This is a genomic window from Bartonella sp. JB63, from assembly GCF_002022665.1.
Taxonomy (GTDB): Bacteria; Pseudomonadota; Alphaproteobacteria; order Rhizobiales; family Rhizobiaceae; genus Bartonella.
The window spans coordinates 515,283-531,738 of the sequence record NZ_CP019788.1 but is presented as its reverse complement, the minus strand read 5'-3'; the positions used below and the strand labels follow the sequence as shown (position 1 = coordinate 531,738).

The window sequence follows — 16,456 nt, the reverse complement described above, 5'->3', positions numbered from 1 at the left end:
CTTTAATATACACGAATTCTTCTAAAATTTTAGATGCTTTAGTATAATAATTATATTTTTTTTATTTAATCACCCCCCAAAGATATTTCGTTGCTTGAAAGGATCATAATAAATTTCTGTAACTTTAAATTTTCCTTCGATCCTTTTACATTGAACGATAACGTCAATCATTGAAATTAATAATCCTCGAATATCATTGCGCTCTAAATCGCCTCCTCCTTCGCTTTCTTTAATCAAAAGGGTCATTTGCTCAAATGCAGCAAGTGCTGTTGATGCATGAACTGTTGTAATCGAACCTGGGTGTCCTGAATTAACATTACGGACATAATAAAAGGCAGTACCATCTCTCAACTCTTGTAGAAGAATGCGGTCAGGACGCATTCGTAAGGCAGATTCAAGTAATTCTTTTGGTCCAATAGAGGATAAACCATGCCCATCTTTTGCGTAAATCATAGAGACATGATTAGAATGTGGTACGACCAATTCTGGTGTATCTTCAATAGTTATAATACGCTCATCATCAGGAATTTTAGTGATCAATGCTTTTGAGAGTGTTGTCTTACCAGACCCTGTTTTTCCTGAAATAAGGATATTTTTTTGTAATTTCACAGCCTGATTTAAAAAGGAAACAAAATCTTTATTGTAATAATCAATTATTAATTCACGTTCGATGCTTTTAAATTCATTAAAACGAGATTGATAATCATTCAATGGAGTGAAAGAGACCTGTTCACATACTGAAAAGAGACCTTTATCGGCTAGATCTTCAAGTGAATAATTTCGTGACGATGGTTTACGAATTGTTATGCTGACTGTGTCTTTTTTTACGGCTGGTGGAATGACGATTTGAATACGCTCGTTATCTGGGAGGGTAGCGGATAATATTGGATTTTGATCGGAGATATTTTGCTTAGAATAAGCAGCAACTACTTTAGCAATACCGATGATTTCATTGAATGAGAGTTCTGGGACTTTGATAGTTTTCCACCCTTCTATTCCTTCGATCATGACTTGATAGGGACGATTAATGACGATTTCGAAGAGATTTTCATCTTTGAGAAAGTTACGAATTGGTTGAAGTTTTGTTAAGACGATAGCGACGGTTTCGTCATTTATATTTTGGGGGTTTTGCTTCATTTTGGTTTCACCATAGAGTTTTTATTAAAGTCTCCTGAGAAGGCACGATGAATAATCTGTTTGTTATTTTCGACAATTTTTAATTTGTAGACAGTTGAGAAATCTAGGTCGCGCGCAACAAAGACATTGATCATTTCGCCCTGATTTTTAGTTAAGCTTGGAGGGATATTGATGTAATCTTCTGCGAGCATTCTTGCTATATCTACTCCTGCAGAGATACTATCTATTCTTGTTCCCGAAGAGAAGATATTTTCTTCTTCATGTATTTGTTCTTTTTCTTCCTTTTGTTTTTTTGGTGAACTTATCCAATTTCTTGCGTAATTTGTTGCATCTCTGACGACTGATACAAGAAGTGCGGAACCAAGGCGTTCAAACCAATGATTATCAATATCACCATCAATACCGGATCGACCTAAAGCATCTGTTGCTGGTGAGCCCAATGTTATAATGATACCGCTTGGTGTTTTGGCTCTATTCCACAATATGAAGAGACGCGTTTGACCTTTTTTCAAACCGGTACGATATTCACCAACGATTTGTGTTCCTTTATCGAGCAAGACGACACGACCATTGTCTGACAAGATATCTCTGGAAACGATACAGCTGACAAATCCTTGTTGATCACTACTAATTGCTGTTTCCAAGATACATGGGATAGAAGCTCCCATTGCAATGATATAATTGCGATTACCGAGGGTTGAAGCGCGAATACCTTTTAGTTTTGTTGGTTCGAGAAGTTGATTGAACTGTTGTGCTGTTTTATCGGGGGTATTGTGTTGGTGAGAAGAAGCATCATTATTATTTGCTGTATTGGTTTGTTGCTGATTTGGATTAGAATAGGCCAAAACGGGAGCTCGTTGTGCTGCTTCCAATAACTTATTATTAGCACTATTATTGGGTTGATTGATTGTTGGCGTTGGCAATTCAACTTTAGGCAATAGGGTTTTATTTTTATCAGCCAACTCGAGAGGAGCTAGCGTGGGTTTGACTGACTGGAAAATTTCTGTTTGCTTACTGCTTGTTTCTTTAGGTAATTCTATTGGTTGTCTTTTCGTATCTTTTGAAGTTGAAAGGATTGCATAAATTAAATAAATACAGACAGAGAAGAGAATAAGAAGAGCTATAGCTTTTCCTAAATTAAATCTTTCTTTTTTCCTTTTATTGTCGTTTATTGTATCACGATCGTTTATTGTATCACGATCGTTTATTGTATCACGATCGTTTATTGTATCGCGATCACTGAAGCTTAGTTCGTCCACTTCATCGTTCATGGTTATTTCCCTACGTTTACTTCACGTTGGACAGAAGGTGATGTTGTACCGGTTTCGGGGTTAATTCCTCTTGGTATGAATCCTTTATTAAAGATACACAGGACTTCATTTCCACGCCGCAAAGTGAATTGCATGGCTATGGCATGAACAATGACCTGGTTTCCTTTAATGGATTTTGGAACAATAGATTCTTGTCCATCAAGTGAGACAATATAAATGGCAGGAATTTCGTTATTTCCTAAAAAAGTAAACGTTGTTGTTTTGCCGTTATCATAGACCGAGGTTGGTTCAATGATAGGGGAGCCTTGAGCAACATAAGCCCAATTACGTGGGCCAAAATGTTCGTGCATATTTAAGATATCATCGACAGATTCTTCTTCATTTTGTTTGACTTTAGCTTCTTCAGCTAATTTTTTACGCAAGGATTCATCTTCTGGATAACGAAATTTTACAAAGAAATATGTATCATTGCCAATGGAGACATCACCTTCACGTACCTGAAGTTCAAATTGATAAGATCGTTTTGTTCCATCTTGGCGGGTTGTGACGATTTGTAGATTGGTGGTAGGCTGAACTTCCCGGGGTTTGAGGAAGACAAAGTGACCAGCTGGTGCAACTTGCCAAGCGACGGAATTGCCAATTCCAATATAGGAAATATTTTCATCGTCAGCGAATTCAATCTGCACTGAAGAGCGAATAGATCCAATGATTTTTGTGACATTGTAGGGATCATAATTGATAAATCTAATGCGATTATCTTTATGGCCACTAACAGGAGAAATTTCTGCCCATGATAAAGGGGTATAACAACTTATTGCAACAATGAGAGTTAAAAAGAATATTTTTACTCTGATCATTGGACCACCTCTGGATCAGATCTATAGGCTGATACTTGGAAGCCGAGCGGATTAATTAAACGATCTTCTACTGAAATGCGTGTATTAATGTAGGAAAAATTCATCACCGAAACCCAATGCGAAATATCTTCTTTTTCATTGGAATCTCTAATTGTTTTATAATACCGCACTTGAATGAGATCTTTACTTAAAAAAGAGATGGATTTTATTGTGATTGTTACAGTCATATTTTGATAGATATTTTGCGGACTTTCTGGATTATTTCCCGAATACCATTTAGCAAAACGATTTTGTTCTTCTAGTGAAGATAAAAGAGAAATGATACGAAAATTATTGGCTGTTTCTGATAATTGGAAACTTTCGCGTGCTCGAATATATTTGCTAACAAAATAGCGTGTTATTGCTTCATCATAGTTTTGCGGTTCATCTTTTAGAGCACTAACAACATCGACGATACCAGTAGAATTATCCACTCGAATGACGAAAGGTTCTATGGTTTTTAAGGGTGTTAATGCTACCACAGCTAAAGCTAAAGCGATGGCCATCAATCCAAAAAGTACGGTCAAAGCCATGAAAATTTTTATTTGCAGCCGCATATTATTCATACGATCGATATCAAATGACCGCGCTTCTTTTATATATTCATTAAACTCATCACTTTTCATGGGTGATCTCCGCATTTTTATAAGATGATGCTTGGTGGTTTATTGAATCCAAAGGAGGCGTATTTAATCCGACATGAGCTTTTGGTACTTCATTTTCTAGTGTGTTGAGGATAATGGGAGTTGGAACTGGCTTAACAGCTGTATTATTGTGTTGGAGGACGTTTTCGTCACTCCAGCTCCACTTATTCCACTTACCTTGATTGAGCACACGGACATTTTGGCCGTTACAACGTGGGAGTTTTGGGGGACCACTCTTTAAGGCACAGCCGGTAAGAGCTATCATAAAAGTCAAAATGATAGTTATTTTTAGTTTCATTGTTTGAGCTCACAAACATCTTGAAAGATAAATTGTTGTTTTGCAGTGCACGATTTTACAAAATTATGGAGCAAAGCATGAAAATTGGCCTTTTGAGAAAGCAGAGCAGATTTTTCATGCACTTTACATATGGCTAACGCCTTTTGTTTAAAGGCATTAACCATGATTTTGTTGAAAAATTTGACATTAAAATCGGCCACGCGCACCCCCTCCACGCATCATTTGTGCAGCATGTGCAGCATGCGCAGCACTAGCGCTTCGAGAAACTCCTGAAGCCGTATTTCTTGCTATGCCTCCACCGAGGTTAAAGCCACTTCTGAAGGCGTTAGAAGCCATCGACAACATTTGTACTCCTGCAGATACTCCGGCATGATAATATGGTCCTCCACTAGAGAGTGCAGAAGCAATGGTGGGAAGTCCTTGAAAGAGAAAACTTCCTACTATTGAGACTACCAGGACAGGGGGAAGTAAGAAATAGATTGAATCATATTGGCTGTCGAAAACATACAAAGTAATTTTGCACATCATTGTTCCCAGAAACATCACAAGAACTTGTAAAACTGTAAAGTTAACTAATGTTGTAATCCATGCATCGGCGTATCTTCTGGTTACATTGAACAAATATAAACTAATGAAAACAGGTCCGAGACTTATGACCATGACCAATGTGACTCTGGCAAACATTTGGATAATAAAACCAATTGTACAAAAAATAATAATTGCCAAAAACATTAAAGCACCAATCAGTCCAACTACAATCTTTTCAAAAAAATACGCTCTAGCTACAAATTCTTGATAACGAGTATTGGCCACTAACAAAATATAATCGAAGACATTGGAATCAACGGGATTACTATTGAACGCATTTCCGATAGCATTTGCTAAATTACCAAAGAATATGTCTTTAACGTAAATATTAAATGTATCTGCATTTGTTGCCATTGTTGTCACGATAACGATTTTGACGACATTATTAATAAGGCTATGCATTGAAAGGGCAGCGCGGCCAGTCATAACATTGTAGCCATATAAAAAGATAAAAATGATAGCTGCCAGGTTTAATGGTGTTGCAATAGCAGAAGACAAGCTACTAACTGTTGAATCCACCACACCATTGAGCGGCACTAAAATATATGAAGAAACACTTTCGAATGGAGTAAATTTAAAATCTGGCTTTGGCATTATTTTTATCTGATTTTGATATTATTTTTAGCTTTCTCCAACTCTTCTTTTAGTGTGTTGTGAACAATTTCATGTTTTTTTTCTTGTTCCTCTTCACGTTTTTTTTCTTTTGATTGAGAATTTTCTGATTTAATAATAGAAAGAGCCTGAAGTTTTAGAATGTCTACTTGAAGCTTAGCTTGAAGAATAGCCAGCTTGGATTCAAGATCTTTTCTTTTTTTTTCATCAGTTTCTGATAAAATTTTCTGACTGATTTCCTGAATCTCTTTTTCATTTTTAGTAGCTGAAGCATAAATAGATTCAGCTATTTTTAATTTTGTCTCTTCTGATGTTGTATCTTCTATGACACTTTTATAATATCGCTCACTATCTTCTGTAGCTCCCGATACTCCATGAGAGATGAAACTTGAAGATAAAAGCATAATTATAAATTTTTTCATTGAACTTGTCTCCTTTGATGAAATATAGGCAACCATATATCGGGGTTTGTTCCATACTCATCTATAATTTGATTCATGAGTTCAATATTTCTGGTTGTCCCGCTTAAGACAGCAATTTCATTGTCCATTCCACGTAAGTTCAGTTCTGCAACAATGGAGTTCTGTCCTTGTTTAATGAGAAAACGCCGAGATTCTCTACTTAATTCTGATTGGATTAGCTCAAATTCACGTTCAGTCAGTTTAAAATTTTCAACATAGTCGTTATAATTAGCTTTTTGATTTGGAAAAAATATTTGCGTGGGGCATTGTTCAATAATTGTGTGGGCAATGGTTGAATTCAAAGCATCTCTAGGGCTTTGTGTTGCAAAGAGCATCATGCCATTTTGTTTACGAATTGTTTTCAGACGATCTTGAGTAAAAGCTTTAAATGAATCATCCTCAAGCGCTTTCCAGAATTCATCGATAACAATAATGATACGTCGACCATCAATAAGATCGAGAATGCGGTTAAACAGATACATCATCAGAGGCCGACGAATTTCTTCATTATCTAGGAAATCCGTCATATCATAACCTATGAATTGGGCATCTAAATTGAGATCATCTTGGTCATTATCAAAGACCCACCCTAAAGGATTACCTTTAGTCCAACGTTTTAAACGCATGGCAATACCTTCTGTGGATGTATTATCAAAAAACAGTTGAAGTGCACCGAGAGAGCGTTGTGCTAGGGGAAGGCTTTCTAAGGAATTAATTGCTCTAGCAATATCTTGCCTTTCTTGTTCTGTTACTGTTTGGCCTTCGGAGGTGACCAGTTTTAAGACCCAGTGCTGAAGGAAGAGTTTATTCTTTTCGGTGTATTCCATACCTTTTAATGGCGCAATATTAGTAGGTTTGCCGTTTTTCAAAGGCTTATATTTTCCACCTCCAGCGCGGACAAAGATTTCTGCTCCCTGATCTTTATCGAAAAAGACTATTGTTGGGTTATATTTTTGCGATTGTGCAAGAAGAAAATTAACAATGACTGTTTTTCCAGAACCTGATGGACCACAAACAAAGGTATTTCCAACATCACCATAATGAAAATTAAAATAGTAAGGCGAACTCGCTTGTGTTTGCAGTAAGGCAACTGCAGAGCCCCAAATATTACCTTTCAATTTGCCAATCGGGAAGGAATGAAAGGGCGATAAGGCTGCAAAATTTCTGCTGCTAATGGCTCCAGAGCGTGCTCGATAGCTAAAGTTTCCAGGAAGTTGTGCCCACCATGCTGCCTCTAATCCTAGATCTTCTCTGGCTATAACTGCTCCACCATTCGTCAGGTACGAACGGGCTTTGGAGAGGTATTCTGCCAATTCTTGTGGACGATCAGAAAAAACTGCTAAAGAGAGATGATGTTCTCCCAAAACAAAACGATTAGACTCTAAATCATCAAGTGCATCATCAAGTGCACTAATTTGCGAGCTGGCTCGATCAGCCACATTGATCATTTGATTTTGTTTACGGCTCATAATAGCACTTGCAACTGCTTTACTTTTAAAAACAAAGGATTGCGTTAAGATCAATTCAAAGGGTGCTGTCAACAAACCATCTGTCATACCTGGACGTGTTTTAGAGGGATATTCCTTCCATCCAAACATACCTACAAAGCGTTCATTGCTTTCATGACGAATTTCAATAATTTCTTTTCCAAAAAGAACACGATCTGAATAAATCGTTGAGGCTATAGTGCCAAATGTAAGAGGGATGCGTTCACGCCTTCCTCCAACCAACTGATGAAGAAATTCGCTTTGCTCAGAAAATAAAATGCCATCATGCTCGTAGGTTGACAAAAGTCGTGCTTCATAGCTCTCAAGACCTTGTATAAGATCTTGGCCTAACTCTTCAAGTTTCCGAATAGATTCAGAATCTGGTTCCGTTTGTGTCTTCTTGGCTCGTGTTAAGCGATGAAAAAAAGTAGCTAGCTGTTCAGTTTTATCTGCTGAAGGATTCCAGAGTACCGAAAGATACAGATCATTCCGATAAAGATCTTTCAAAACCATCTTCTGTTTGTAGTGTTTATCTAAGGTTGTTGCAAAAGACGAAGAAAATTGGCTCTCTGGATAAATCGTTTCCCGTCGGCGGATAATATGAGAATATAAAGCAACACGTTCATCTGCAATATTTTTCAACAGCGTGTTTAATTGGATGTGTAACGAATTTAATTGGCTAATATCTGCAGTATCAAAGTTGATGCCTTCAATGGCAATCACCATCATTAAGCAGCGGGAATTCAACGCAATTACATGTTGATTGACATGACGAACATAGGGAATATATTCCTCCGGCAAAGATTCCATCTTCATCACTGACATCTGTCTCACTTAATTTAATTCCTTATAAGTTCGGATAAGGCGTAAAGGAGATGTAGACCCTCCACCCCATCTTGTCAGGTTCTTTTGTTTACCTCGAGTATTGAGCCAAGCAAATAAAACACGAAATTGGTTATGATCGCGTTTTATGATTTCACGTAAGATAAAGTGCAAACCAACGCCAAAACCAATCATTGAGAAACTGCTTGTAATGATAAAAAGTGTAGATATTGTCATGACATTCAATGCCATAGCTTCCACCGTAACTCCAGCAAACATAGCTGGTCTTGTGCAGGCAAGAAAAAGGGTATCTTCATTCATTTATGATGTCGTTCCTTTTAATAAAGTAACAAAGGCAGAAGCACCAAAAACAATGCCAATACCAAGAACACAGTATGCTGCTTTGCGTAAATCAATAACACCATACATCCAGCCAATACCCACAATAGCAACACATATAGTTGCAATGAGCTTCGCTGTATTACCTGTTATCATACCAACAATAGCTTGCAAAACAGTATCAAGCGTCCCCAGACCACTAACAGCAGTATCAGCATAAGCTGGATTTAACATAACAAGCATTGTAAAAAATAGCGTAGTGATAATAAAACAGATCTTAGATACATCGTTTGTCATTTAACCTCTCTTCAAAAAGAATATTGATTATATATTGACATCCTCTTATCTCTAAAAGTTAAAGACCTCTAATATGAAAGACTTATAATTTTTAAGTCCCTTTGATTATGAATAGTTTATCAAAAAGCCTTTATTTAAAATCCTCTACCTAAGAGAAAGAAAATTTAAACCGTTAAAGTTTGATATGAATATTGTTATTTTATCAAAATGACAATATCAAGAGTGTAAAAATAATGTTTTTCTTTACAAAATGTGTTTAATTTGCAACAAATGCTGTTGAAAACTTCTCTTCAAAGGCAAAGAGATGATGCATAAAAATTTTACTTTCTATAGAAACAATAAGGATTCGGCAAATGCGATTTAAACCGATTATTATTGTCTACATTGTCTGTTCTTTAGCATTATGGATAATAAGCCAAAATCAAAACACAACAAATTTAAATATTTTTGAAACATTAAAAATGAAAGAAAACCAAGACATAATTAATATGTATCTCGAAGAAAATAAACTACTTGAAGCCGATATTCAAAAAAAGGTAAAAGAAAATAAACAAAATCTCAACTGGATAAATAGTGATCCAAATAATCATAATGTCGTATTTAATGGTATTGCATCTGTTACTAGCGGTGTGACATTCAAATTGATAACCAGTGCCGAAAAACCTCAGCATCAACCTATCATCCGAAATATTCACTTATATGGCGTAGATACATGTGCACCTCGTCAAAAAGCAGAATTAAATAACCAAGAATGGCCATGTGGAGCTGTTACAACAGCTTGGCTAGTCACTAAAACTCTAGGACAGAACATATCTTGTAAGCAAGCTATCATCGAAAAAAAAATCCACTACGCGCAGTGCTTCGTCCAAGGCGTCGATCTAGCTGAAATAGGACTGGAAGAAGGTATGCTCATAATATCAAAAGACAATCAATATCCAATTCCAACAACATATCTAAGCGCTGAAAAAAACGCACAAAATAATAAAATCGGCCTATGGTCAAGCAATTTTATTGATCCCATACAGTGGAAGAAAAATTATGGATCTTACAATCCTTTCGACAATTATAATGTGGAAATGAATCCCTTAAACTTCAAAACACAAAATTATAATAATAAATATAACTATAAATAAAATTACAATACATTTTCTAAAAAAATTGACTAAACCTTTGATATAAAACCAGTTGTCTAATGACAATTGAGATTATTCAAAGGTACATTATTCCATAATAATGGAGGCAAAAAACCTCCATTATTGCATTAAACAGAATAATACATATCAAATTCAATAGGATGAGGTGCTGTTTCATAACGCAGAACTTCTTTCATTTTTAATTCAATAAAAGAATTAATTTGGTCGTCATCAAAAACATCTCCCGATTTAAGAAAATTCCGATCTTTATCAAGACATTCAAGTGCTTCACGTAAACTCCTTGAAACTGTAGGAATGTTCTTGAGCTCTTTTGGAGGAAGATCATAAAGATCTTTATCCATAGCTTGTCCTGGATGAATTTTGTTCCTTATACCATCAAGACCCGCCATAATAAGCGATGAAAATGCTAAATACGGATTTGCTGCTGGATCTGGAAAACGAATTTCTATACGTTTTGAATGTGGCGAAGTATCAAATGGAATACGGCACGCTGCAGAACGATTGCGCGCAGAATAGGCAAGAAGGACAGGAGCTTCATATCCAGGAACCAAGCGTTATATTATTGAGATGTAAGAGTATGAGAGCTTTTTTTGCAATCTTTTAACCATACATCATAAATAGGGTGCTCAACAGCGTTTAAACCAGGACTATCTGCAAACATCCATCCTGTAAAAATACGCCGTATTTTTCTCTCCAATGTCATTTCATTAACTTCAACAAAACCAGTAGTACGGGCTGGCTCATTCTCAGAACTTGTATAACACACTCGCGGTATTATCTGCAAAGCTCCATATTGATAAACCTGACCAATATAAACTTCAAAACTAGTAACCCGACCAGTAATTTTATCAAGACCTGAAAAAATACCAATTTCATTGCTAACACGTTCAGCTTGTACACAACCAACTGTAGATAAAATCACTATCCCCCCCACCAAATAAATATAAAAAAAATACCTTGATATAACAAAGAAAAAAATATACCTATTATTCCTTAGGGAGCCATGCATCATAATCCTCACAAGCATAAAAATGTCTACCATTATAAGCAATAGATCCTTTTGGTCGGTAAGCTTCACTTGTACCCGTCATATTTGAAATATGTGATTTCTCCCATTCATATGATTGATAATTTTCCTCCGTGAGCGGTATATCATAACGATGGTGCATCCACCCATGCCAACCTGGAGGAATGCTAGAAGCTTCAGAATAATCTTTATAAATTACCCAGCGACGTAAATAACCATCCTTATGGCGACTACCTTCATAATAAACATTACCAAACTGGTCTTCGCCCACACGTTTACCATGTAACCATGTAAAAAAGCGCGTATTAATAGTATTACCATTCCACCATGTAAAGATTTCCTTGAAAAAACTGAACATTTCCTCTCCTAATCCTTTAAACTCATAAAAACACTCTTTTATGATGCTTGGAATCATTAAAAACAAGAAACTATCAGAGCCCCTAATTGCAACTGACCTGAATAAACCAACTAATAACCTATACGATCTGCATCACAAGTTAATTATCATATTTGCAGAATTTCCATCCTGATACATTAATCTATTCCAAGCTTAATCTTAACTAATTTATTAACAGTTTGAGGGTTTGCCTTACCTTCTGTTGCTTTCATCACCTGTCCAACAAACCAACCAACCAAAGCAGGTTTCTTTCGTGTTTGAGCAACTTTATCAGGATTATTGATAATAATTTCATCAACAACCCTTTCAATAACTCCTGTATCTGTTACCTGCTTCATACCACGTTTTTCTACAATCTGATGTGGATCCCCACCTTCATTCCAAATAATTTCAAACAGATTCTTCGCAATTTTTCCAGAAATAGTTCCTTCTTTAATAAGGTCAATAATTGCTCCCAATTGTTTTGCCGTAATTGGAGTATCCTCAATATCACGATTATCTTTATTTAAAGCGCCTAAAAGGTCATTAATTACCCAATTAGCAGCCATTTTCCCATCGCGCCCATATGCTACTTCTTCGAAATAAGCTGCAATTGCTTTTTCTGTTACAAGAATAGAAGCATCATACGCTGTCAAACCCATCTCATTGATAAAACGCGCTTTTATATCATCAGGCAATTCAGGCAATTCTGAAGCCAAAGCGTCTACAAACGCTTGATCAAAGTCCAATGGTAAAAGATCAGGATCAGGAAAATAACGATAGTCATACGCTTCCTCTTTTGAACGCATAGATCGTGTTTCACCTTTGTTTGCATCAAAAAGGCGAGTTTCCTGATCTATTACCCCCCCATCTTCCAAAATTGCAATTTGGCGACGTGCCTCATATTCAATTGCTTGGCCTATAAAACGAATCGAGTTAACGTTTTTAATCTCACAACGTGTTCCAAAAGGCCCACCAGGACGGCGAACAGATATATTTACATCCGCGCGCATAGAGCCTTCATCCATATTGCCATCACAGGTACCTAAATAACGAACAATCGTACGCAATTTTGTCATATAGGCTTTAGCTTCCTCTGAAGACCGCATATCTGGTTTGGAAACAATTTCCATAAGAGCAACACCTGAGCGATTAAGATCTACAAAAGACATTGTTGGGTGCTGATCATGCAAAGACTTTCCAGCATCTTGTTCAAGATGCAATCTTTCAATCCCAATTTCAATATCCTCAAACTGACCATTCGAATCTGGCCCAATAGATATAACAACTTTCCCCTCACCTACAATGGGATACCGAAATTGTGAAATCTGATATCCCTGCGGTAAATCTGGATAAAAATAGTTTTTACGATCAAAAACAGATTTTAAATTAATTTTAGCTTTTAATCCTAAACCAGTTCGAATAGCCTGGCAAATACATGCTTGATTAATAACAGGCAACATACCAGGCATCGCTGCATCAACAAGTGATACATGATTATTTGGCTCAGCACCAAACTTAGTTGATGCACCTGAAAAAAGTTTTGAATCCGATATAACTTGCGCATGAACCTCCATACCAATGATAACCTCCCAATCACCTGTAACTCCAGAAATAAAACGCTTAGGATCAGGGAGACGAGTATCAACGATTTCCATTATCAATTCACTATCAAAACATTTTAAAATACATCCACTGGCTAACCTAAAATTATTGCCAGCGCAAGCCTAGAATATATATACTAAAAATTGATTGATTAGAACTATTTTATCAACGTAGTTTAACTTGTTTTTGGGGCCTTCTTTTTAGCTGAAGCTTTTTTGGTACCTTTTTCTTTTACTGCAGATTTTCTCTTGACAGGAGTTTTGTCAGTTAAATCTGATTCATCATATTCTCTCATTAACTCCTCAACCGTAACTTTTTTATCCGTAACTTTTATCTGTGTAAGCAAATAGTCAATAACTTTTTCTTCAAAGATTGGCGCACGTAGACCAGCAACAGCTTCTGGCGTACGACGGAAAAAATCCATCATTTCTTTTTCCTGTCCAGGATACCGGCGAACCTGCTCAAAAACTGCAGCTTTTAATTCATCTTCACTTACTTGAACTCCAACTTTTTTCCCAATTTCAGAAAGAACTAAACCAAGACGAACACGACGCTGCGCAAGCACGCGATATTCTTCTCGCGCTTGTTCCTCTGTGACGTTCTCATCTTCAAAGCTTCTGCCCATTCTCTTTAAATCTTCATTGACCTGATTCCATATGTTATTAAATTCAATCTCCAAAAGCTGTTCAGGAATATCAAAACTATAATCTTTGTCTAAAGCATCAAGAACTTGTCGCTTAATCTTTTGACGTGTCATAGAGCCATATTGACTTTCAATCTGTCCACGAACAACTTCACGTAAATGATCTAGAGAATCTAAACCAAGTTTTTTTGCTGCTTCATCATCAATCTTCAATTTATCTGGTTTAGAAACAGCTTTAACAGTGATATCAAATTCTGCATTTTTACCAGCTAAATGCTTAGCATTATAATCATCAGGAAATTTAACAAAAATTGTTGTTACATCGCCCGCTTTTACACCAATTAATTGCTCTTCAAAACCAGGAATAAATTGTTTTGAACTAAGAATCAATTGTGCATCATTATCAGCGCCACCATCAAATGGAACACCATCAATTTTCCCGAGATAATCGATTGTTATGCGATCACCTTCTTTTGAAGGACCATTTTTTTGCGAATAATTACGAGTAGAAGAAAGAATACGTGTTATTTGCTCATCAATTTCTTGTTCAGATACATCAGAAATTTCACGAATGATTTCAATATCTTTGAAGTCTTTAATCTCAAATTTTGGCAAAACCTCATATTTCAAACTGAAAACAAAATCAGCTTTACCCTCTATAACTTTTTTATCTTCATTTATATCAATTTGCGGCTGCATTGCTGAATATTCATTACGTTCTACTAAAATAGAACGAGGAGCGTCATTAACGATCTCATTAAGAATTTCAGCCATAAAAGATTTACCGTACATTTTTCGAAGATGATCAGATGGAACTTTACCAGGACGAAATCCTTTAAGGACGATATTACCTTTGGTATTATCCAATCGTTCATTTAACTTTGCTTCCAGATCTTTCGCCGGAATCACAATCTTAATTTCGCGCTTCAGTCCTTCATTAAGCGTCTCGGTAACCTGCATCGAACAACCTTTATTTCTCTGAGGAGACGGATAAACCTACTCCGATAACAATTATAATTCTAACACTTGAGTGTTAAATCTAGATAAACGGACCTCTTAATATACAGACATCCGTAGCATTTAAAGCAATCACTTGGTGCGGATGGAGGGACTCGAACCCCCAAGGTCTCCCGCCAGAACCTAAATCTGGTGCGTCTACCAATTTCGCCACATCCGCTAAAACTTATAAACCAAAACTTCACGTAAGCGCGGTTTCTATAGCATTCAATTCCAAGCAATTAAAGAAAAAAAGCAGATAGGTATCTTTTATTAACCCAAAATACAATTCTTTTTATAAATTTATAAGATAAGCTAAAATTCATCCTTTTCAGAAAGTGCTCTTTCCGCTAAAAATAAGTCATGTCAAATAAATTGAAAACTCCAATCCATATTATTGGTGGTGGTCTTGCAGGTAGTGAAGCAAGTTGGCAAATTGCTCAATTGGGAATTCCCGTTATCTTGCATGAAATGCGTCCAAAAAGAAAATCTGATGCTCATAAAACAGATAAGCTTGCAGAACTGGTCTGTTCAAATTCATTTCGTTCAGATGATGCATCAAAAAATGCTGTAGGACTTTTACATGCCGAAATGCGATTAGCTAAATCCTTAATTATGAAGGCCGCAGATATTAATAAAGTGCCAGCCGGAGATGCACTTGCCGTTGACCGTGATGAATTCTCAAAAACTGTTACTGAAACACTTGAAAATCACCCCTTTATAACTATAAAACGCGGAGAAATTCACGAAATTCCTGAAGACTGGCATAATGTTATTATTGCAACTGGTCCTCTGACCTCACCAGAATTTGCTCAAGCAATACAAGCAATAACTGGAGCAGAAGCGCTTTCTTTTTTTGATGCTATTGCACCTATCATTTACACTGACAGTATTAATATGGACATTTGTTGGTACCAATCTCGATATGACAAAATTGGTCCCGAAGGAACAGGAAAAGATTACCTTAATTGTCCTCTTAATCAAGAACAATATAAAATTTTTGTTCAAGCATTGATAAATGGAGAAAAAGTAGAATTCCGTGAATTTGAAAATATATCCTATTTCGATGGATGCTTACCAATTGAGGTCATGGCTGAACGTGGGCTTGAAACTCTGAGACATGGCCCTATGAAACCTATAGGACTGACCAATGCCCATCATCCTACAATTAAACCCTATGCTGTTATACAGTTACGTCAAGACAACAAACTCGGTAAACTTTACAATATGGTTGGCTTTCAAACAAAACTTAAATATAGTGAGCAAACACGTATCTTTAGAATGATTCCTGGTCTTGAAAAAGCAGAATTTGCGCGCCTTGGAGGTCTTCATCGCAATACTTATCTTAATTCACCAATCCTTCTTGATGAAAGTCTTCGTTTAAAACAAAAACCACACCTGCGTTTTGCTGGACAAATTACAGGCTGTGAAGGCTACATAGAATCAGCAGCAATAGGACTGCTCGCAGGATGTTTTGCTGCTGCTGAATATAATCACACCTGCCCTCCTCTACCACCAAAAACTACAGCATTTGGAGCTCTCTTAAACCATATTACTGGTGGACATATTGCTACTCAAGAAACAGGAAAAAAATCGTTCCAGCCAATGAATATCAATTTTGGACTTTTCCCACCTATTATTTCCACTAATCATGTAGAAAAACGCTTACCAAGTAAAGAAAAAAAACATGCTATAATTACACGAGCTTTAAATGATTGTATTCAATGGCTAAAGAATAACTCAGCTTAATCGTTGTATTTGGTTACGATATAATACTCGTTAATCCACTTTTGAGCTATTAAA

16 protein-coding genes, 1 tRNA gene and 1 pseudogene are annotated in these 16,456 nt (G+C 36.4%); 2 read left to right on the top strand and 16 right to left on the bottom strand.

The window, feature by feature from the left end; translation table 11 throughout:
* Positions 1 to 69 precede the first annotated feature (69 nt).
* The 10 genes from virB11 to BJB63x_RS02255 form a co-directional block, all read right to left on the bottom strand.
* Positions 70 to 1,137, bottom strand: coding sequence for a P-type DNA transfer ATPase VirB11 (gene virB11, locus BJB63x_RS02305; protein WP_078718847.1), 1,068 nt, complete (start codon positions 1,135 to 1,137; stop codon positions 70 to 72).
* On the bottom strand, positions 1,134 to 2,408 hold the full coding sequence (gene virB10 / locus BJB63x_RS02300; protein ID WP_078719629.1) for a type IV secretion system protein VirB10: 1,275 nt from the start codon (positions 2,406 to 2,408) through the stop codon (positions 1,134 to 1,136). The genes virB11 and virB10 overlap by 4 nt, the downstream gene beginning before the upstream one ends.
* Positions 2,409 to 2,410: 2 nt before the next feature.
* Positions 2,411 to 3,265 carry a P-type conjugative transfer protein VirB9 gene (gene virB9 / locus BJB63x_RS02295; protein ID WP_078718845.1) on the bottom strand — a complete coding sequence of 285 codons (855 nt, stop codon included), beginning with the start codon at positions 3,263 to 3,265 and terminating at the stop codon, positions 2,411 to 2,413.
* Positions 3,262 to 3,930: a virB8 family protein gene (locus BJB63x_RS02290; protein ID WP_078718844.1), complete on the bottom strand. Its 669-nt coding sequence runs from the start codon at positions 3,928 to 3,930 to the stop codon at positions 3,262 to 3,264. Before BJB63x_RS02290 ends, virB9 begins: the two co-directional genes overlap by 4 nt.
* Entirely contained in the window at positions 3,920 to 4,246 is a 327-nt protein-coding gene (locus BJB63x_RS02285) for a conjugal transfer protein TraJ (protein WP_078718843.1), read from the bottom strand. Before BJB63x_RS02285 ends, BJB63x_RS02290 begins: the two co-directional genes overlap by 11 nt.
* A 186-nt stretch (positions 4,247 to 4,432) precedes the next feature.
* Positions 4,433 to 5,428 (bottom strand): type IV secretion system protein, encoded by a 996-nt coding sequence (locus BJB63x_RS02275; protein WP_078718841.1) that lies wholly within the window; start codon positions 5,426 to 5,428, stop codon positions 4,433 to 4,435.
* A gap of 5 nt (positions 5,429 to 5,433) precedes the next feature.
* Entirely contained in the window at positions 5,434 to 5,868 is a 435-nt protein-coding gene (locus BJB63x_RS02270) for a type IV secretion system protein (RefSeq protein ID WP_194284788.1), read from the bottom strand.
* On the bottom strand, positions 5,865 to 8,219 hold the full coding sequence (locus BJB63x_RS02265) for a VirB4 family type IV secretion/conjugal transfer ATPase (protein ID WP_078718839.1): 2,355 nt from the start codon (positions 8,217 to 8,219) through the stop codon (positions 5,865 to 5,867). The genes BJB63x_RS02270 and BJB63x_RS02265 overlap by 4 nt, the downstream gene beginning before the upstream one ends.
* 9 nt (positions 8,220 to 8,228) lie before the next feature.
* The gene (locus tag BJB63x_RS02260; protein WP_078718838.1) at positions 8,229 to 8,537 is read right to left on the bottom strand and encodes a type IV secretion system protein VirB3; all 309 of its coding nucleotides are present in this window, start codon (positions 8,535 to 8,537) and stop codon (positions 8,229 to 8,231) included.
* Positions 8,538 to 8,852 carry a TrbC/VirB2 family protein gene (locus BJB63x_RS02255; RefSeq protein WP_078718837.1) on the bottom strand — a complete coding sequence of 105 codons (315 nt, stop codon included), beginning with the start codon at positions 8,850 to 8,852 and terminating at the stop codon, positions 8,538 to 8,540.
* A 353-nt stretch (positions 8,853 to 9,205) separates the two neighbouring features.
* Between BJB63x_RS02255 and BJB63x_RS02250 the strand changes: the two genes are divergently transcribed.
* Entirely contained in the window at positions 9,206 to 9,985 is a 780-nt protein-coding gene (locus BJB63x_RS02250; RefSeq protein ID WP_236823870.1) for a hypothetical protein, read from the top strand.
* A gap of 128 nt (positions 9,986 to 10,113) precedes the next feature.
* Here BJB63x_RS02250 and glnA read toward each other — a convergent pair.
* From glnA to BJB63x_RS02220, 6 genes and pseudogenes are all read right to left on the bottom strand, one after another.
* Positions 10,114 to 10,560: pseudogene (gene glnA / locus BJB63x_RS02245) on the bottom strand (glutamine synthetase); the annotation flags it as partial.
* A 5-nt stretch (positions 10,561 to 10,565) separates the two neighbouring features.
* Positions 10,566 to 11,015 (bottom strand): DUF2155 domain-containing protein, encoded by a 450-nt coding sequence (locus tag BJB63x_RS02240; protein ID WP_078718836.1) that lies wholly within the window; start codon positions 11,013 to 11,015, stop codon positions 10,566 to 10,568.
* Positions 10,993 to 11,391 carry an NADH:ubiquinone oxidoreductase subunit NDUFA12 gene (locus BJB63x_RS02235; RefSeq protein ID WP_078719522.1) on the bottom strand — a complete coding sequence of 133 codons (399 nt, stop codon included), beginning with the start codon at positions 11,389 to 11,391 and terminating at the stop codon, positions 10,993 to 10,995. Before BJB63x_RS02235 ends, BJB63x_RS02240 begins: the two co-directional genes overlap by 23 nt.
* Before the next feature lie 176 nt (positions 11,392 to 11,567).
* On the bottom strand, positions 11,568 to 13,067 hold the full coding sequence (gatB, locus tag BJB63x_RS02230) for an Asp-tRNA(Asn)/Glu-tRNA(Gln) amidotransferase subunit GatB (RefSeq protein ID WP_078718835.1): 1,500 nt from the start codon (positions 13,065 to 13,067) through the stop codon (positions 11,568 to 11,570).
* Between the two features lie 122 nt (positions 13,068 to 13,189).
* Positions 13,190 to 14,617, bottom strand: coding sequence for a trigger factor (gene tig, locus BJB63x_RS02225; RefSeq protein ID WP_078718834.1), 1,428 nt, complete (start codon positions 14,615 to 14,617; stop codon positions 13,190 to 13,192).
* 134 nt (positions 14,618 to 14,751) lie between these two features.
* Positions 14,752 to 14,834, bottom strand: a tRNA-Leu gene (locus tag BJB63x_RS02220).
* A 182-nt stretch (positions 14,835 to 15,016) separates the two neighbouring features.
* Here BJB63x_RS02220 and trmFO point away from each other — a divergent pair.
* The gene (gene trmFO, locus BJB63x_RS02215) at positions 15,017 to 16,402 is read left to right on the top strand and encodes a methylenetetrahydrofolate--tRNA-(uracil(54)-C(5))-methyltransferase (FADH(2)-oxidizing) TrmFO (protein WP_078718833.1); all 1,386 of its coding nucleotides are present in this window, start codon (positions 15,017 to 15,019) and stop codon (positions 16,400 to 16,402) included.
* Positions 16,403 to 16,456: the final 54 nt, after the last annotated feature.